The 17,303-nt window shown below is 37.9% G+C and carries 22 protein-coding genes and 1 riboswitch; of the genes, 20 read left to right on the top strand and 2 right to left on the bottom strand.

Annotated elements, in window-relative coordinates; all coding sequences use genetic code 11:
• Positions 1-526: 526 nt before the first annotated feature.
• The 12 genes from flaG (at position 527) to flgL (ending at position 8,602) form a co-directional block, all read left to right on the top strand.
• On the top strand, positions 527-742 hold the full coding sequence (flaG, locus tag C8K15_RS06900) for a flagellar protein FlaG (RefSeq protein ID WP_369973714.1): 216 nt from the start codon (positions 527-529) through the stop codon (positions 740-742).
• A gap of 36 nt (positions 743-778) precedes the next feature.
• Positions 779-2,278, top strand: coding sequence for a flagellar filament capping protein FliD (fliD, locus tag C8K15_RS06895; protein ID WP_108585684.1), 1,500 nt, complete (start codon positions 779-781; stop codon positions 2,276-2,278).
• Positions 2,278-2,667 carry a flagellar protein FliT gene (gene fliT, locus C8K15_RS06890; RefSeq protein WP_108585683.1) on the top strand — a complete coding sequence of 130 codons (390 nt, stop codon included), beginning with the start codon at positions 2,278-2,280 and terminating at the stop codon, positions 2,665-2,667. The genes fliD and fliT overlap by 1 nt, the downstream gene beginning before the upstream one ends.
• Positions 2,668-2,685: 18 nt before the next feature.
• Positions 2,686-3,063 carry a flagellar export chaperone FliS gene (gene fliS, locus C8K15_RS06885; RefSeq protein ID WP_108585682.1) on the top strand — a complete coding sequence of 126 codons (378 nt, stop codon included), beginning with the start codon at positions 2,686-2,688 and terminating at the stop codon, positions 3,061-3,063.
• A 53-nt stretch (positions 3,064-3,116) separates the two neighbouring features.
• Complete coding sequence (gene motA / locus C8K15_RS06880; protein ID WP_108585681.1) at positions 3,117-3,917, top strand: flagellar motor stator protein MotA; 801 nt, start codon at positions 3,117-3,119, stop codon at positions 3,915-3,917.
• On the top strand, positions 3,907-4,668 hold the full coding sequence (motB, locus tag C8K15_RS06875) for a flagellar motor protein MotB (protein WP_108585692.1): 762 nt from the start codon (positions 3,907-3,909) through the stop codon (positions 4,666-4,668). The genes motA and motB overlap by 11 nt, the downstream gene beginning before the upstream one ends.
• A 21-nt stretch (positions 4,669-4,689) precedes the next feature.
• Positions 4,690-5,115 (top strand): flagellar basal body-associated FliL family protein, encoded by a 426-nt coding sequence (locus tag C8K15_RS06870; protein WP_108585680.1) that lies wholly within the window; start codon positions 4,690-4,692, stop codon positions 5,113-5,115.
• 67 nt (positions 5,116-5,182) lie between these two features.
• On the top strand, positions 5,183-5,566 hold the full coding sequence (locus tag C8K15_RS06865; protein ID WP_108585679.1) for a flagellar protein: 384 nt from the start codon (positions 5,183-5,185) through the stop codon (positions 5,564-5,566).
• A gap of 58 nt (positions 5,567-5,624) precedes the next feature.
• On the top strand, positions 5,625-5,897 hold the full coding sequence (flgM, locus tag C8K15_RS06860) for a flagellar biosynthesis anti-sigma factor FlgM (protein WP_108585678.1): 273 nt from the start codon (positions 5,625-5,627) through the stop codon (positions 5,895-5,897).
• Positions 5,898-5,926: 29 nt separating this feature from the next.
• The gene (locus tag C8K15_RS06855) at positions 5,927-6,412 is read left to right on the top strand and encodes a flagellar protein FlgN (protein ID WP_108585677.1); all 486 of its coding nucleotides are present in this window, start codon (positions 5,927-5,929) and stop codon (positions 6,410-6,412) included.
• 23 nt (positions 6,413-6,435) lie between these two features.
• Positions 6,436-7,695, top strand: a complete 1,260-nt coding sequence (gene flgK / locus C8K15_RS06850; protein ID WP_108585676.1) for a flagellar hook-associated protein FlgK — start codon at positions 6,436-6,438, stop codon at positions 7,693-7,695.
• Positions 7,696-7,720: 25 nt separating this feature from the next.
• Positions 7,721-8,602, top strand: coding sequence for a flagellar hook-associated protein FlgL (gene flgL / locus C8K15_RS06845; protein WP_108585675.1), 882 nt, complete (start codon positions 7,721-7,723; stop codon positions 8,600-8,602).
• A 147-nt stretch (positions 8,603-8,749) separates the two neighbouring features.
• Here flgL and C8K15_RS06840 read toward each other — a convergent pair whose 3' ends face one another.
• Positions 8,750-9,592 carry a flagellar hook-basal body protein gene (locus C8K15_RS06840; RefSeq protein ID WP_108585674.1) on the bottom strand — a complete coding sequence of 281 codons (843 nt, stop codon included), beginning with the start codon at positions 9,590-9,592 and terminating at the stop codon, positions 8,750-8,752.
• Positions 9,593-9,606: 14 nt separating this feature from the next.
• Positions 9,607-10,464 (bottom strand): flagellar hook-basal body protein, encoded by an 858-nt coding sequence (locus tag C8K15_RS06835; RefSeq protein WP_108585673.1) that lies wholly within the window; start codon positions 10,462-10,464, stop codon positions 9,607-9,609.
• Between the two features lie 225 nt (positions 10,465-10,689).
• A riboswitch (cyclic di-GMP riboswitch) is annotated at positions 10,690-10,775 on the top strand.
• 84 nt (positions 10,776-10,859) lie between these two features.
• Between C8K15_RS06835 and flgB the strand changes: the two genes are divergently transcribed.
• From flgB to fliJ, 8 genes are read left to right on the top strand one after another with little or no spacing between them, the layout of a single operon-like run.
• On the top strand, positions 10,860-11,258 hold the full coding sequence (flgB, locus tag C8K15_RS06830) for a flagellar basal body rod protein FlgB (RefSeq protein WP_108585672.1): 399 nt from the start codon (positions 10,860-10,862) through the stop codon (positions 11,256-11,258).
• A 5-nt stretch (positions 11,259-11,263) separates the two neighbouring features.
• Positions 11,264-11,719, top strand: coding sequence for a flagellar basal body rod protein FlgC (flgC, locus tag C8K15_RS06825; RefSeq protein ID WP_108585671.1), 456 nt, complete (start codon positions 11,264-11,266; stop codon positions 11,717-11,719).
• A 26-nt stretch (positions 11,720-11,745) separates the two neighbouring features.
• Entirely contained in the window at positions 11,746-12,042 is a 297-nt protein-coding gene (gene fliE, locus C8K15_RS06820; RefSeq protein ID WP_108585670.1) for a flagellar hook-basal body complex protein FliE, read from the top strand.
• A 32-nt stretch (positions 12,043-12,074) separates the two neighbouring features.
• Positions 12,075-13,715 (top strand): flagellar basal-body MS-ring/collar protein FliF, encoded by a 1,641-nt coding sequence (gene fliF, locus C8K15_RS06815; protein WP_108585669.1) that lies wholly within the window; start codon positions 12,075-12,077, stop codon positions 13,713-13,715.
• A gap of 11 nt (positions 13,716-13,726) precedes the next feature.
• Entirely contained in the window at positions 13,727-14,740 is a 1,014-nt protein-coding gene (fliG, locus tag C8K15_RS06810; RefSeq protein WP_108585668.1) for a flagellar motor switch protein FliG, read from the top strand.
• Positions 14,733-15,530, top strand: coding sequence for a FliH/SctL family protein (locus tag C8K15_RS06805; RefSeq protein ID WP_108585667.1), 798 nt, complete (start codon positions 14,733-14,735; stop codon positions 15,528-15,530). Before fliG ends, C8K15_RS06805 begins: the two co-directional genes overlap by 8 nt.
• The gene (gene fliI / locus C8K15_RS06800) at positions 15,511-16,833 is read left to right on the top strand and encodes a flagellar protein export ATPase FliI (RefSeq protein WP_108585666.1); all 1,323 of its coding nucleotides are present in this window, start codon (positions 15,511-15,513) and stop codon (positions 16,831-16,833) included. The genes C8K15_RS06805 and fliI overlap by 20 nt, the downstream gene beginning before the upstream one ends.
• Positions 16,830-17,297 carry a flagellar export protein FliJ gene (gene fliJ / locus C8K15_RS06795; protein WP_108585665.1) on the top strand — a complete coding sequence of 156 codons (468 nt, stop codon included), beginning with the start codon at positions 16,830-16,832 and terminating at the stop codon, positions 17,295-17,297. Before fliI ends, fliJ begins: the two co-directional genes overlap by 4 nt.
• Positions 17,298-17,303: the final 6 nt, after the last annotated feature.

Raw genomic sequence — 17,303 nt, 5'->3', positions numbered from 1 at the left:
AAATTGTCGATGCAGGCGATGCTTACTTTCGCTGCCATGAATTTAAAAAAACTCGCCAGCTGGACATGGCGAGCTCCGAAAATGGCATAAATAATCCTCGGAGAGGTCTACTTTCCTCAATAATTGCTTCAAATTCAATAAAAATGACAAAAGGGTTTCGGAATGAACACATTCCGAAACCCTTTTGTCTACAACCTGAGACTGGTTCTCCAAGAACCTGTCTTTTTTATTTGCTTCAAGCGGGAAGTTATTAAATATTTCTAGTTAATATTTAAATAACACTAAAAAATTCACTATTTCTGCCGATAACTAATATATAGAAGTCTAATAGTATGCAAATTTTTGTTTGAATCAACCAATAGTAATATTGATAGATAAAGGGAGATCCTTTCATGGAAGTTAAAAATTCAACTGCTAATCATTTTTCAAAAACTGTTGAACCGGGTTTAGTGAAACCGATAGTAACTCTCCCTCTTCTTTAGAGAAAAAAACGAATGATATCGAAGAAAAAATTATAACTAAAGAAATGATTGTCAATAAAGTAGAAGGCATGAATGAATTTTTACAGCCGACTTCTACCAATGTGAAGTTCCAGCTCCATGAAAAGCTGGATATCTATTATGTGCAAGTAATCGATTCGAAAACAGATGAAGTCTTGAGAGAAATCCCAAACAAGAAGTTTCTTGATATGTATGCTTCGATGGCTGAATTGGCGGGATTGATCGTGGACGAGAAATTATAAATAGCTTAAATAGAAATTAGATTGGAGTGGGGATAGATGCGAGTAGGCGGTTTAGCTTCAGGAATGGATACAGATGCATTAGTCAAACAATTGATGCAGGCACAAAAAATGCCTTTGGATAAATTGATGCAGAAAAAAGTTTGGACGGAATGGCAACAGGAATCGTTTCGGGATTTCAACTTGTCCCTTTCGAGTTTGCGGACCAGTGCAAGCAATTTGCGCTTACAATCTTCTTTTAATGCATATAGTGCGACATCGAATTCAAGCACTGTGAATTTGACAACCACTGCCAACGCAGTGAGTGGTACATATAAGGTTGAGGTATTGAGTGTTGCCAGTTCTGCAAAACTGCATTCAGCGACTGCGATAGTAAAATCGGACGGCACTGTGGCAAAGTCGACGGATCTAATCGGTGCTGCAGCTGCTGGAACCATAAAGGTGAAAGGCAGTGACGGTTCGGAAGTTGCCGTGGAGATTACCGAAGACATGAGCTATGCAGACGTGGCAAAAAAATTACAAGATTCAACAGCTGGAAAACTGCCGGAGCTACGTGTGAGTTTTGACGATACCACTTCAAGATTCTTCATTTCCACTAAAGGTATGGGAGCAAATCAGGCGTTTTCACTTGAATTTACGGATACGACTGGAGCGCCTAATTCCGCTTTAGCTAATCAAGTTGTGAATAATGGAGGTACAACTGCTCTAGCGGCAGGGGCAGAAAATGGTTCGGTGAGTTTGGACGGAATCGTCATTGATGGACTGACTACTAATAAAACGACCGTAAACGGGTTAACCCTGAATCTTGTTCAGAAAGGCCCAGAAACAACCGTTACGGTTCAATCTAATCCAGAAAAACCTTTAGCAATGATTAAAGAGTTTGTTGGAAAATACAATGAAACGATTGCAAATATCGAGAAACAGCTAGTTGAAAAGCGTTATCCGAATTTCCAACCGCTTTCAGATGAACAGAAGAAAGATATGAGTGAGAAGGAAATTGAACTTTGGGAAGAAAAAGCCAGAAGCGGATTGGTACGAAATGATCCTACTTTAAAAAATGCGATACAGGAGTTAAGACGTGCATTTATGGATCCAGTTGATGACATCGCTACTGGAAACATCGAACTGCTGTCGCAGATTGGCATCAATACAGGCAAATATACGGAAGGCGGAAAGCTTTTCATTGATGAAGATAAATTAAACGCAGCCTTTACGAACAAGCCAGACGAAGTGATGAAGTTATTCACCAATAAAGACGCAGCTGGAAACGGTATTGGAATAGGCGACAAAGTTTACCAGAAGCTAAACGAGGTTGTGAAAAATCTCAGCACGCAGGCAGGCAGCCCTTCAAATTCTGTAGACAATAGCACGCTTTCCAAGAAAATTAAACAGATGAACGATGAGATCAGCCGATGGCAAGAGCGTTTGGTTGGTGTCGAAGACCGTTATTGGCGTCAGTTTACCGCCATGGAAAAAGCCTTGAGCCAAATGAATTCACAAAGCTCGTGGATGCAGCAGAATATGTTCGGTGGTATGTAATGAATGAAAAACATAATGCTTTAACAGAATTTCTTCATCTGACGGAAAAAATTCATCATCAAGCTAAAGCGGTTCACTCCAAAATGGAGGACAATGACAACGAGCGACTTGAAGCGATACAATCGCTATTTGATAAAAGGCAACAGATAATCGAGCAGATGGAAAGCTTTTTACAGCAAGCCAACTTCGGATGGACGGGTGAAGATAGGCTCGTAATTGAACAGCTGAAAGAAATCGAACAATCTCTTCAGCCTTTAATGAATAATTTACATAAATCCTTCCTGTCCCAAATGAACCGTATTACGCAGACCAAGCAAGTTTCTACGAAATATATGGGTGCCTATCAAAACATGGCGACCGAAGGGTCATTTATAGATAAACGGAAGTAGAACCAAGGAGGAAAATACGTGTCAATTAGAAATCCTTATCAAACGTATCAGCAAAATTCAGTGTTGACCGCTTCGCCGCAGGAACTGACATTAATGCTGTATAACGGCTGTTTGAAATTCATCAAACTCGCTAAACGAGCAATGATTGAAAAGAATTTTGAGGAAAAGAATACCAATATCATCAAGGCTCAAATGATTATCCAGGAGCTTCGCATCACACTGGATCCGGATATCGAGCTTTCACAAGGGTTGGAACAAATGTATGAATATCTGTACAATCGCTTAGTCGAAGCAAATATGAAAAACGATGTGGAAGCCTTGGAAGAAGTGGTAAACTTTGTATTAGAGTTGCGTGACACATGGAAACAAGTCATGGGGATTGTGAATAAGAGATAACTCAGCCGCTTGTTGGGTTATGTAATACTTTGAACTGAAATGAGGGTACTGGTGTGGATAAGACATCATGGTTAGGCATAATACTTGGTTTTGTTGTATTAGTCGGTGGGTTGATTTTAAAAGGTTCTGATCCTATTGCTTTATATAATCCTGCAGCGCTGGTGATTATTTTTGGTGGAACGGTTGCATGTATATTAATAGCGTTTCCGTTTAATGAAGTGAAGAAAATACCTAGTTTATTTAAGGTTATTTTTTCGGATTTAAAAATCGTTCCGATAAAGCAGTTAATTCCTACTTTTACAGAATGGGCAATGCTTGCGAGAAAAGAAGGACTTCTTGCGTTAGAAGAACGAGCTGAAGAGGTTGAAGACCCGTTTTTACAGCGAGGTTTAAAGATGGTGGTTGATGGACAATCACAGGAATATATTCGGGAACTGATGGAAGAAGAAATTGCTGCAATGGAAGAAAGACATGAGCTTGGTGCGAAAATTTTCACACAAGCAGGTACATATGCGCCAACCTTAGGTGTACTTGGTGCAGTAATTGGTTTAGTAGCAGCACTTGGTCACTTAGACGATATTGCCTTACTAGGAAAATCAATTTCAGCGGCATTTATTGCCACGTTGTTCGGTATATTTACCGGGTATGTATTGTGGCATCCCTTTGCAAATAAGTTAAAACGTAAATCAGAACAAGAAGCTAAGATGAAATATATTATGTTAGAGGGATTACTGGCCGTTCAAGAAGGTCTTCCCGTACGTATAGTAGAAGAAAAACTGCTGACGTATTTACCTGCAAAAGATCGAGTTCTTGTTGAACCAGAAGAAAGAGTAGGTGTTCGTGTTGAAGCGTAAGAAAAAGCATGAAGAGCATGTAGATGAATCATGGCTAATACCTTATGCTGATATTTTGACGCTTTTACTTGCTCTTTTTATCGTTTTGTTTGCTGCCAGTGAAGTTGACTCTAAAAAATTCAAAGCGATTTCTGATTCTTTTAATACGGAGTTACAAGGTGGGACAGGTGTACTGGAACAGCAAGCTGCTATTGAAATTACTGAAGATACTTCACAAACCGCAAAGCTTGATGAGACTATTCCTATCGAAGAGAGTGAAGAAGTAATGTCAGCTTATCAAGATCACAAAGAACTCCAGGAACTCCAACGGAAAATCGATGAATACATTACTGACAAAGGATTATCACCTAGACTACAAACGGAGTTAACGATTAAAGGATTGGTGCTTAAAATAAAAGAAGGTGTTTTATATCAATCTGGTAGTGCTGATATTAATGAAGAATCAAAAGTCATTGCGGTTGAAATTTCTAACTTACTAGTGACAGACCCGCCTAGAAATATTTTGATTGATGGTCATACGGACAATATTCCAGCCGTTTCAGAGGAATTCCCGTCAAACTGGGAATTAAGTTCGGCTAGGGCCATAAATTTCATGAAAATACTTCTTGAAAATAAGAATTTAGATTCAAATAAATTTAGTGCAACTGCATATGGCGAGTTCCAACCGATCACTTCGAATGACACAGAAGCGGGTAGAGCAGAAAACCGTCGTGTGGAAGTATTAATCACACCGTATAAGCAAGAAAATTAATTAACTATTTAGAGGTGTATCATGGGGAAAATTAAAGTTCTACTCGTAATTATTTTTGCTGTAGCGGCTATTGGTGCAAGCGCGATGTTTTACATGAAGAAAGTTGAGGCTGAACCTGAAACTGAAAAGGCAATATCAGCAGAAGAATTAGCTGAACTAAGCATTGATACCGATGTAATTACAACTAATTTAGCATCTGCAAGTAATTTTGCGATTGTGCAGTTTAATATATTGTTGAGTAGTGAAGAAGCAAAAGAAGAGACAGAGAAGAGAACACCTGAAGTGCGAGCAGCTATTATTTCCACCATTGCTGGACTGACGAAAGATCAGTTAATTGGTGAGGATGGGATAAACATACTCGAAAAAGAACTTTCGGCGAAGCTAGGCAAAATCGTTGAAACTGGGAAAGTGGAACGAGTGTTAGTTACAGAATTTAAAATACAATAATAAAACTTTTACTAAACATTTTAATTTAAATGCCGATATAAATAATAGAAAGTATTAGGTGATTCACATGCAATCAGGCCAGTTAGATAACTGTATAATTTGCGGAAGACTATTTCTAAAAGATCATACGGATTCTTGCTTAGAATGTTATCTAGAAAAAGAGCATGATTTTAATCGTGTGGCTGACTTTTTAGAAAGTGATCAAAACCGTTTTGCGACCATTGAAGAGGTAAGTGATTTTACGAATGTGTCCCTAAGACAAATTGCAGAGTTCCTTCGTGATGGCCTTATCTTCTCTGAGGACTATCCTAACCTGGGTTATCCCTGTGCCCATTGTAGTAAACTGATTAAAAGACAGTTGCTATGTAACGAGTGTTTCAACCGATTTTCAACAGATGTTAATCGAACATTAAATAGAGAAAAGCTGTTAGACGAAATTCAAAGTAAGTAACATATAAATTTTTATAGGTTGACAGGTAAAGAAAAATAAACGACAGGGCGGTGAAGGAATGAATATCGACAAAACAAATGGTTCTTCCTTTATTCAATCTTATCAAAAACAAATGCAAGTATCTCCAGCTGGAAAAACACGATCCATACAAAAAGAAGACCAACTGCAAATTTCACCACAAGCAAAAGAGATGTTTAAAAAAAATATAGAAATTGATGTAGATAGACAGGAAAAGATTAACGCTTTAAAAGCCCAAGTTCAATCTGGAGAATACCAAGTCAACAGTGAGAAAGTGGCAGATTCATTCTACCAATTTTGGTTCGATAAGTAGATTGGTGCTGTAAAAGAGGAGGGTGTCGGGTGCTTCATTTAATCGTCACGACGCTAGATGAATTGATTAGCATACAAAATCAACTTATTAACTTTGCCGAAAAAAAGACAACAGTATTAATAGAGCGAAAAGTTGACGAGTTAAATAAGCTGGTGCAAGAAGAAACAAAGGTAGTAAAGCAACTTAATGACCTAGATAATGAACGTGAACGGTTGGTCGAGATCTTGCTACAAAAGCATCCATCACTTAGCTTTAGTCAATTTGTAGAACAACTTCCATGTGATAGTACAAGAAGCAAATTACAATCACAACTGGAAAGATTACAGCAGCTTATGGTAGAGCTACAAGCAAAAAATAAAATAAATGAGAGACTCCTTACAGACTCTATGAGCTTTGTTCAACATATGATTGAACAAGTTACAAAGTCAAAACAACAACATTTCAATTATCAATCCCCGATAGGTCAACAAAAATCATTAACAAGTAGTCAAGGCTTTTTCGATACAAAAGCTTAATTGAGTAGGGAGAAGGGATATATATGGTTTCAACATTTCACGGATTAGAGCTTGGAAAACGCGGTTTAAATGTTGGTCAAGCAAGTATCGCAACAACAGGTCATAATATTGCCAATGCGAATACAAGAGGGTACTCACGCCAACAAGTAAATGCAACTGCTTCACCGTCATTAAACGTTTGGACAAGTGGTGCAGTTAATCCAAGTCAGCTGGGCTCCGGAGTATCACTAGACTCAATTACCCGTGTGAGAGACCGCTTTTTAGATCAACAATACCGAGACCAAGCAGGAACACTTGGACAATGGTCAGTTAAACAACAGTCGTTGGACCGTCTTGAAACGGCTATCAATGAACCAAGCGAAACTGGACTTCGTTCTTCAATGGATCAATTATCTGGTGCGTGGCAAGACCTAGCGAATGAACCAGACAGCCCATCCGCACAGGCAGTTCTTAAAGAGCGAGCAGAAGCATTTGTAGAAACGGCTCAGTCAATGGACAAAGCGATGACAAATGTAAAAGATGATTTAAACCAACAGTTAACTGTAACCATGGACGAAGCGAACGGCTATTTGACACAGATTGCCGAATTGAATACAAGTATTCAACGCAACGGTTCACAATCGAATGATTTACTTGATAAGCGAGATGTGCTGGTCGAAAAGCTATCTGAACTTGTTCCCATCAAAGTAAACGAACAAGCAAACGGAGTTTATAATATCACCTTGCGTGACGGAACTTCTCTTGTAGATGGATCAAATGTGTCAAATATTGATGCTAATAGTAATATTACCGGTGGGAAATTGGCTGGTATCAATGAATCACTGACCATCGTTGCTAATTACCAAAACAAATTGAACGAAACGGTCAAAGAGTTTGCAGTGGCAACTGGGATGTCTGCAACTCCTGCTACAGCTGGAGGGAATTTATTTATCGGAGATAGTAATAATTTTTCGATTGCTAATCTTAAAGTTAATTCTACGCTTAACAAAGACAATCCACCGGTTTTAAATCAGACTGGTAATCCTCAGAATGCTAAAGATTCATTCCAATCTCTTGTCGGCGAACTTGGAGCCGAAAGCCAAGCTGCTATGAATTCGGTTGCAAATCACGAGGCTGCTTTAATGGCTACCGAGAGTCATCGTCAATCGGTAATGGGCGTTTCGCTTGATGAAGAAATGGCGAATTTAATTAAGTATCAGCATTCATATAGTGCTGCAGCTAGAATGATTTCAACCACAGATCAAATGCTGGATACGATTATTAATCGTATGGCTGCACGTTGATCATGAGGTATTGGAGGAATTGATGATGAGAGTTACGCAACAGATGATACATCAAAATTCATTGCGTCATATGAATCAAAACTTGAGTCGATTGGAAAAAGCCAATTACCAAGTTTCATCAGGCAAACAACTTCACCGACCTTCGGATGACCCGAACGGTGTAAGTAAGGCGATGAACCTGAAAAGTGCACTAGCTGCAAATGAACAATATGAACGAAATACGAATGAAGCAACCTTGTGGCTAGATGAAACGGATCAAACCATTAATGACATGGTCAATGTTATGCAACGGGTACGTGAATTAGCGGTTAAAGGAAATACTGATACACTATCAGATCATGATAAATCGGTTATAGCATCAGAAGTAGAAGAATTAACCGAGCAAGTTCGACAATTTGCCAATTCAAAAGTAAATGGCAACTATTTGTTTAATGGACAAAAAACGAAGGAAGCTCCGTTCCCTCAAAAAGATTCCTATAAAACTAATCCGTTTGATACTGGTGCCAAATCATTTACCATTGCAGATGGAGTAGTTGTTCAAGCGAATGTAACAGCTGATAAGTTGTTTGGAAATGCTGAAGATGATGCCAATTTGTTTCAAACATTAAACAATCTCTCTGAAGGACTTCGTTCTGGTAATGATATCTCTATAGATCAAATCGATAAAGGGATTGAGCGAATGTTATCTACTGAAGCGGAAGCTGGCGCTAGGCAAAATCGTGTTGAAGCAGTTGGAAATCGTATTAAAGATAGCAATCTTGAACTTAAATCAATGTTATCAAAAATAGAAGATATTGATTATGCAGAAGCTATTACGAGATTGAAAAGTGAAGAGAGTATTTATCAAGCAACTCTTGCAGCTTCAGCAAAAATCATTCAACCAAGTTTAATGGACTTTTTAAGATAGAGAAAAGGAGCAAATGCGCTATGCATTTGCTCCTTTTTTGTGCTTTTATTGATGTTCAGACGTCAATGCCATTTTTTCAGACGTCGAGGCCGAAAAGTCAGACTGAGATTTTTCCAAAGAGTAAAAACCCCGCGCAACCCGATTTTTCTATCCTTTTATCGTATTAACTAAGCCCATCATATCGTCAGCGAATGAAATAGCTCTTCCTTGTGATTGAAACAATCGTTGCGTCGAAATTAATTCTGTCATTTCTTCAGTCAAATCAACATTTGACATCTCGAGAGAACCTTGATTAATTCTGATTGAGCGATTATTTTGCTCCGCTAAGTTTACAATTTGTAGGGTGCCATTTGCTACTTGCTGTTGTTCTGTTCCAGGAAGTTGATATCGATTACCGCCAATTTTTTCAAGCAAGTTTGGACGGTTAATCTCCGCTATACTTAATTGAATTTGAGTAGGTTGTTTGGCAGAATCTTTGTAGGATATTTCTAGAGTTCCATTTTCATCAACCTTAATTGCATCATAATCTCCATCAAAGGAAATTGGACGATTATTGCTATCGAGAACCGAATCTCCTACAGATGTCACTAAGTTTACTCGGTTTGAATTTAGGATTGGTTGCAATTGAAATGAGCCATCTTTTGTATAGTAAGTATTGCCTTCTGAAGCTACTCTGAAAAAGCCGGAATCACCTTGAATCATAAAATCAAGCGGACGATCTGTTTTCTGAATCGATCCTTGTTCTGTCCGAAGAGTAGTTTGAGAAATGAAGGCACCAGATCCTACACGTAAACCATTCGGTGTACTTCGTCCAACTTCGTGCTGCAATCCTGATTGTTTTTCGATCGATTGGACAAGGGTGTCAGAAAAATTTGCTTCCTGACGTTTATAGCCAGTGGTATTCACATTAGAAATATTGTTTGAGATAATGTCGATTTTTTTCTGTAGTTCACGCATCGAAGTTGTAGCAGAATTCATTTGGATATTCATGTGTAATAACCTCCTTAGTAAATCCGGCCGATTTCATTTACTGTTTTCTCCATACTGCGGTCATAGGCTTGTATAACTTTTTGATTCGCCTCAAAGCCACGATATGTGCTCATCATTTCCGTCATTGTTTGGGTCAAATCAACATTGGATTGTTCAACAAAACCTTGTTTAACTAAGGGACCTGTATTATTTAGCAAAGCTACATTATCTACAAACTGTGGTGTACCTTGCACATTCCCACCCCAACGCATCAAGCCTTGTCCTTCTTTTACAAATTGTTTAGGATCGGGAGTGTATCCGAGCCACAGGCGATTTGTTGTGGTTCCGTCTTCTAAGACGACTTGTCCATTATCAAGGACCTTAAATTCTTTTGAATTTACTTGAATGGGTTGCAAGTTTTGATTTAACACTTTGTGACCTTCAGCCGTTGTCAGGTATCCGGCGTCGTCAACTGTAAATTGTCCATTCTGTGTATAGCGAACTTCGTTATTATCAAGTCTAACAGCAAAGACTACTGTACCCTTTTCCTGTGTATCTGGATTAATTGGTAAAGACTCAGTAAGAAGGGAAAAGTCCGTTGTGTTTCCCGTTTCTCTTAATGCCCCTTGAGTAAAGGATGGAATTCCTTCTTGTGTATAAACGCCTGTATTTAATGTGCCGATGGTGTTTTGTCCAGAAGGTACATTAGTCCCATTGTCCATGGTGTACCCTTTTTCCATAGCCTTTATCAATTGAGCAGGAAATGCACGCAAAACACTTAAATCCTGTTTATATCCAGGTGTATTCGCATTTGCTAAATTATTTGTCAAAATTTGTTGTTGCCTATTATGTGCCATCATTCCAGATGTGGCAGTATATAAACCCCGAAACATTACTTTTTCTTCCTTTCAAAACACACTTAGATGATTTTAAATTAGCATAACATTATATAATGGCTAAATATAGAAAAATCAAAAATAAAATGGTAATTAAAGTATATATTTTTAGTAAAAAGTCACACATATTCAGAAAACTGTGTTAAAGTGTTAGTATATTTTGGTATAATTATGTCGAAAAACCACGAATTATTTGTTTGAAAAGTAAGAAAGTTTTTATCGTATCGACAATAGCAAACTTATTCGAAAGATAAGGACGCAAAGCCACGGGCCTAAAAAATTTTCTGTATGGTAGCCGGGTTGCCGAAAAATGGAGACTTGAACGTAAAGTCCACCTTTTTCTTTAGGGTGTTTTTTTTATGGCCATTTTCAATAAAATCAGGGGGTCAAGAATGAATATATTTCCTCAATCATTTCAGTCTTTAGAGCAGGCATTATCAACTGCTTCATTGAAACAGCGGGTTCACTCAGCTAACATCGCAAATGTGGATACGGCTAATTACAAGAGTAAGCAAGTTAGCTTTCAAACAGTTTTGAATACTGCCATGAATAATCCAGGCATTTCTAGTTTTAAAACAAGTGCTGAGCATTTATCTTTTAGCAGTGAAACTAAACAATTCAATCCAACCATAAAGACTAATAATTCTACACAATATAATCCGAACGGAAATAATGTGGATATGGATTATGAAATGGCAGAGTTGGCAAAAAACCAATTATGGTATAACGCGGTTACGGAACGAGTAAATGGGAAATTTAATAGTTTGCGAACAGTAATCGATGGGAGATAGCAGTGATGAGTTTATTTAATGGTTTTAATATTAGTGCTTCTGGATTGACAGCCAATCGTATGCGAATGGACGTTGTATCTTCAAATATTGCCAATGCAAATACGACTCGTGCTCAGCTTGTGAATGGCGAGTGGGTCCCTTATCGTCGAAAATCAGTGGAATTATCACAAAGTGGGGTATCTCCATTTGAACAACAACTTCAGTCCATGATGAATAAGGAATCTTCACATGTGTCAGGAGTAAAGGTATCGAAAATTAAAGAGGACCAAACTCCATTTACATTAACCTATGATCCAACACATTCCGATGCGGATGAGGATGGTTATGTTCGCTCTCCAAATGTTGATCCAATCAAGGAAATGGTGGATCTTATGTCTGCAACACGTTCTTATGAAGCAAATGTCACGGCATTAAACGCATCGAAAAATATGTTTATGAAAGCTTTAGAGATTGGCAAGTAATTTAAGAGATTGTTAAGGAGTGTACTATGGACAAACTGAGCCAGATTCAAACCCCATTTATTCAAAATCAATCGATTTCAAAATTGAAGCCTGAAAATAAGGTGGAAGGGTTTAGTGAAATATTTAAACAAACGCTTGAAGAAGTGAAATCTGCACAGAATCAATCAGATAAACTGACTAACGAATTAGTAACAGGTGAAGTAAAAGATATCCATGAAGTGATGATTGCTTCACAAAAAGCAAGTCTTTCTTTGCAACTTACTGTACAAGTACGCAATAAAGTTGTGGAAGCATACCAAGAAGTAATGAGAATGCAATTATGATTCCTGTAATTAGGGTGAAGGATGAAGGATAAATGAAAGAGAAGTTACTGGTTTATAAAAATAAATTAACAGAGTCATGGGGAAGTTTTTCTAAAGCTACAAAATGGTCAATTATAGGTACATTTGTAGCAACTCTTTTGTTGCTTTCTATTATTGTGTTTTTTAGTTCTCGGACAAGCTATGCAGCGCTATATACTAATTTATCTCCAGCTGAGGCTGGTGAAATTAAAACGGCTATCGAAGAACAGGGAATTCCTGTGCAGATTTCGTCAGATGGCAAGGCAGTTAGTGTTCCTAACGAAGAAATTGCCAATTTAAAGGTGAGTTTAGCAGCTGATGGAATACCGAAAAGCGGGAATGTGAACTACAGTATTTTTAGTGAAAATATGGGATTAGGAATGACGGATCGTCATTTTGATGTAGTTGAGCGTGATGCGATGCAAAATGAACTTGCTGATTTAATTAAGCAAATTGATGGAGTAACGGAAGCAAACGTGATGATTACCCTTCCAAAAGAAAATGTCTGGATTACAGATGAAGAACAAGTAGCAACTGCATCTGTTGTTGTAAAAGGTGATCCAACCTTCCAACTAGATCCAAAACAAATTAATGGTCTATATCATTTGATTAGTAAAAGTGTTCCTAATTTACCGCCTGAACAAATTGTCATTATGGATCAAAATGGTCAGGTTTTTGAAATACAAGATGAAAACCAGACTGATACAGCATTGTCTATGTATCAGCAACAGCGAGAAATAAAAAAGGATATTGAAAAAGATATTCAACGTGAATTGCAACAAATGCTTGGTTTAACTCTTGGTCGTGACAAAGTAGTCGTGTCAGTCATGGCAAGTATTGATTTTACGAAAGAAAAGCGAGAAGAAAATCTAGTTGAACCGGTCAATAAAGAAACCAATGAAGGTATTGATATAAGCGTTGAACGAATTGTAGATACCTATTCTAGCGAAGGTGTTGCAATTGATGATACGACAGGCACAGGGGAGACCGAAATTGCCAACTACCCAGGTGTTGATGGAGGCGGAAATAGCGAATCTGAAAAAACAGAAGATCGAATTAACCGCGAAGTAAACAGGATTAATCGCCAAATAGAATTAAGTCCGTATGTTATTGATGATATTACGATTAATGTTGGTGTCGAGCCTCCTAACCCTGAAGATTTGGAAAGTTTAACACAGCAAAATATAGCAGATATTAGTAATCTTTTGAAAAATACAGTAAGTACATCATTAAGTATGAATGGCAACCAAGTGACAGACGAGGAGCTTGATGACCGGATATCCGTATTTGCAACTGAATTTCAAGGTAAAACGATTGTAAATGGTGGAGAACCGGAAGAATCGTTATTAAATATTAATAATATTCCCAACTATGTTCTCATCTTTATCGGTGTTGGGCTTGCTCTGGTTATCTTAATCGTTCTTATTATTGTATTTGTAATTCGTAAAAGAAAACGCGAGGAACTTGAGGAAGAATTCGAATATGAAATGTTTGAACCACCTTTATCTACGCTTAGAACAGATGAGGATGAAGAAATGGATTTATCCGAATTTAATACAAAAGCAAATCCTAAGCGGAAAACAATTGAAAAGCTTGCTAAAGGAAGACCAGAAGATTTTGCGAAATTGTTGCGGACATGGATGTCAGAAGATTAGGAGAGTGACACATGGCTAAACAGACAAAAGAGTTAACAGGATTACAAAAAGTAGCCGTATTGTTAGTTGGCTTGGGGCCGGAAGTCTCTGTTGAAGCATTTAAACAACTAACTGAACAAGAAATAGATCGACTAACGATGGAAATTTCTAATGTTCGACAACTAAAAAAGGGTCAAACAGAACAGGTAATCAATGAGTTTTATGAAATGATTCTTGGTCAGGACTATATGAATGAAGGCGGCTTGGCTTATGCAAGAGAAGTCCTTGAAAAAGCCTTAGGAAAAGAAAAAGCGATGGATACAATCGGGCGTTTGTCGAACAAATTACAGGTAAAACCATTTGATTTTGCTAGAAAGTCTGATCCAAAGCAACTTTTAAATATTTTACAACATGAGCATCCACAGACCATTGCACTAGTACTCTCTTATTTAGATTCTAAGCAATCATCGCAAATTCTTTCTCAGCTACCTCCTGAAAAACAAGCAGAAGTGGTTCGAAGAATTGCGCTAATGGAAAGTACTTCTCCAGAGGTAATACACCAAGTCGAGCAAATTCTTAAGCGAAAGCTTTCAGCAACAGGGGCTCAAGACTACACAGCGACTGGTGGAGTAGAAGCAATTGTTAAGGTTTTGAGCAATGTGGATAGAGGAACGGAGAAAGCAATCCTTTCTCAATTGGAACTCGATACACCAGAGCTTGTAGCAGAAATCAAGAAACGAATGTTTGTATTTGAAGATATCGTGAATTTAGATACTCGTTCAATTCAGCGAGTTATTCGTGAAGTAATTGATGCAGATTTAATATACGCATTAAAAGTAGCAAGTGAAGATGTGAAAGATGTTATTTATCGCAATATGTCGACTAGAAGAGCTGAACTGATCAATGAGGAAATCGGATTGATGGGTCCTGTGAAATTAAAAGATGTAGAAAATGCACAAACAAATATCGTTACCTTGATTCGAAGTTTAGAAGAAAAAGGTGAAATTATTGTTGCCCGTGGCGAAGGGAATGAAATAATTGTCTAATGTTTTTCGTTTCAATCATATTCCATCAGTTGAAAAGAAAATTATTAAAACAAAAAAAATAGAAAACAAGAGATTGGATTCTATCGAACAAGAAATAGATCATGGACAAACGAAAGAACATTTGATGCTTGAGGTAGAAGTATTAGAGGCTAAGTACAGTCAGTTGCAAAAGCAAATAAAGATAGATCAAGAAAATGCACAGATAGATATCGATAATTGGTGGCATGAGAAGCAAGAAGAAGCAAAGCAAGAAGCTCGAAGATTGGCAGAAGAAGCATCTGCACAGGGATTTCAAGCAGGAACTAATCAAGGTCTTCTTCAAGTGGAAGAGGAATTTCGTGAAAAGCGACAGGAAATGCATGATTTAATCCAAACAGCTTATGAAGAAAAAGCGAAAATTGTACAACAATCCGAATCATTCTTACTGTCTCTCAGCGTAAAAGTTGCTGAAAAAGTGATAAAAGAAGAATTAAAACAACATGATGAACAATTATTAAACGTCGTAAAGCATGCTTTAAAACAAATTGAAGAATCTGAAGACGTCGTGATGCATGTTTCACCGGAAGATTATCCAATAATATTACCTTTTTTAGAGGAAATTAAAACGTATGTCAGAGCAGAATCAGAGTTGAAACTGATTCCTGTTGCTAGTCTTGCAAAAGGTGGTTGTATGATACACACCGCGAGTGGATCTTATGATGTCACGATTGATAGTCAACTAAAAGAAATTAAAAAGCACTTACTCGCTTATTGTGAGGAGAAGACAAACGATGAACCTAAGGCAAGATGATTACCTTGCGCTATTAGAAGAAATTGAACCGATTAAAAAGCACGGAAAAGTGATTCAAGTCATTGGCTTGACTATCGAATCAAGAGGACCGTATGCAAAAATCGGAGAAATATGTCTCTTGTACCCTAACAATTATGAGAAGCCGATTGAAGCGGAAGTAGTGGGCTTTAAAGAAAATAAAATTTTACTAATGCCGCTAAGGGATGTTTCGCAAATTGGACCTGGGTGCCTGGTTGTCGCAACTGGATTTCCTCTTCAAATAAAGGTTGGACCGTCTATCTTAGGGAAAGTCCTTGATGGAACGGGGAAACCGTTAGATGAAAGCATTCTACCAAAAGGCTTAACAAAATACTCAACCAATAACACGCCTCCGAATCCATTACAACGACCAAGAATAGAAAAGCCATTAGAAGTAGGTGTACGAGCCATTGATGGGTTGTTGACAGTTGGACAAGGGCAAAGAATAGGTGTTTTTGCAGGTAGTGGTGTTGGCAAAAGCACATTAATGGGTATGATCGCCCGCAATACGGAAGCCGATATAAACGTAATCGCGCTAATTGGAGAGCGGGGCAGAGAAGTCCGTGATTTTATCGAACGTGATTTAGGCCCAGAAGGGCTGAAAAAATCTGTTGTAGTTGCAGCAACTTCTGACCAGACTCCATTGCAGCGTATTAAAGGAGCATTGACAGCAACAGCAATTGCAGAATATTTTCGTGACCAAGGAAAAAATGTCATGTTAATGATGGATTCCGTTACACGTTTTGCAATGGCACAGCGGGAAGTCGGACTTGCGGTTGGTGAACCTCCCACGAGTAAAGGATATACGCCAAGTGTTTTTGCCATGCTTCCGAAACTATTAGAACGCTCAGGAACGTCAAGTAAGGGTTCAATTACCGCTTTTTATACGGTATTAGTTGATGGCGATGATATGAATGAACCGATTGCTGACGCTGTTCGAGGAATTCTCGACGGACATATTGTGTTAGATCGTAAAATTGCTCAAAAAGGACAATTCCCAGCTATAAATATTATGTCAAGCGTTAGCCGAGTCATGCATGAAGTGGTGTCTGAAGAACACCAAAAGGCAGCTATAGAATTTAAAAGATTGTTAGCTGCGTATGATTCAGCGGAAGACCTGATAAACATTGGAGCCTATAAAAGTGGTGCAAACAAAGAGATAGATGATGCCATCCTTTCACATCCACTTATGAAAGAATATTTACAACAAGATATTTATGAAAAGACCAAACTGGAAGAGAGTATTCAACGTCTATCGGCGCAATTTGGAGGAAACTATTCGTGACACAATTTAACTTCCGATTTCAAAAAATATTAGATTTAAAAGAAATTGAAAAAGACTTTGCACAAATCCAAATGGCGGATGCCATCAAATTGGAAGAAGTAGGACACCGAAAAAAAGAAGCAATCTATAACAAAATAATGGATGCTGAACGTTTAAAAAAAGATAAGCAAGAAGATGGAGTTAATATCTCGGAATTAAGGATGCTAGAAACTTATATTCATCAACTTCAAGACTTCCTGTTATCGTCTAATCGAGAGCTTCTGCATTTGCAAAACAATGTGACGAAAACACAAAGAGATTTACAAATGAAGGCTCAAGAAGAAAAAAACTGGGGTAATTTAAAACAACAAGAACTTACTATGTATGTAGAACGTAGCAAAGTGGCAGAACAGAATTTTTTTGATGAGCTGGCAAGCACGAGATTTTATCGAACATCCCAAGTTAGTTTAGCTGAAAGAGGGTGAATTCAA

This window comes from Paenisporosarcina sp. OV554 (genome assembly GCF_003058165.1).
Lineage (GTDB): Bacteria > Bacillota > Bacilli > Bacillales_A > Planococcaceae > Paenisporosarcina.
Note: the sequence above shows the minus strand (reverse complement) of the source record. Positions and strands in the feature narration are given on the sequence as shown.

Excerpts from the sequence above, each read along its gene's own strand:
- flaG (WP_369973714.1), top strand. The coding sequence starts at position 527 with ATGATTGTCAATAAAGTAGAAGGCATGAATGAATTTTTACAGCCGACT.
- fliD (WP_108585684.1), top strand. The coding sequence starts at position 779 with ATGCGAGTAGGCGGTTTAGCTTCAGGAATGGATACAGATGCATTAGTC.
- fliT (WP_108585683.1), top strand. The coding sequence starts at position 2,278 with ATGAATGAAAAACATAATGCTTTAACAGAATTTCTTCATCTGACGGAA.
- C8K15_RS06870 (WP_108585680.1), top strand. The coding sequence starts at position 4,690 with ATGGGGAAAATTAAAGTTCTACTCGTAATTATTTTTGCTGTAGCGGCT.
- C8K15_RS06865 (WP_108585679.1), top strand. The coding sequence starts at position 5,183 with ATGCAATCAGGCCAGTTAGATAACTGTATAATTTGCGGAAGACTATTT.
- flgM (WP_108585678.1), top strand. The coding sequence starts at position 5,625 with ATGAATATCGACAAAACAAATGGTTCTTCCTTTATTCAATCTTATCAA.
- flgK (WP_108585676.1), top strand. The coding sequence starts at position 6,436 with ATGGTTTCAACATTTCACGGATTAGAGCTTGGAAAACGCGGTTTAAAT.
- flgL (WP_108585675.1), top strand. The coding sequence starts at position 7,721 with ATGAGAGTTACGCAACAGATGATACATCAAAATTCATTGCGTCATATG.
- C8K15_RS06840 (WP_108585674.1), bottom strand. The coding sequence starts at position 9,592 with ATGAATATCCAAATGAATTCTGCTACAACTTCGATGCGTGAACTACAG.
- C8K15_RS06835 (WP_108585673.1), bottom strand. The coding sequence starts at position 10,464 with ATGTTTCGGGGTTTATATACTGCCACATCTGGAATGATGGCACATAAT.
- flgB (WP_108585672.1), top strand. The coding sequence starts at position 10,860 with ATGAATATATTTCCTCAATCATTTCAGTCTTTAGAGCAGGCATTATCA.
- flgC (WP_108585671.1), top strand. The coding sequence starts at position 11,264 with ATGAGTTTATTTAATGGTTTTAATATTAGTGCTTCTGGATTGACAGCC.
- fliE (WP_108585670.1), top strand. The coding sequence starts at position 11,746 with ATGGACAAACTGAGCCAGATTCAAACCCCATTTATTCAAAATCAATCG.
- fliF (WP_108585669.1), top strand. The coding sequence starts at position 12,075 with ATGAAAGAGAAGTTACTGGTTTATAAAAATAAATTAACAGAGTCATGG.
- fliG (WP_108585668.1), top strand. The coding sequence starts at position 13,727 with ATGGCTAAACAGACAAAAGAGTTAACAGGATTACAAAAAGTAGCCGTA.
- fliI (WP_108585666.1), top strand. The coding sequence starts at position 15,511 with ATGAACCTAAGGCAAGATGATTACCTTGCGCTATTAGAAGAAATTGAA.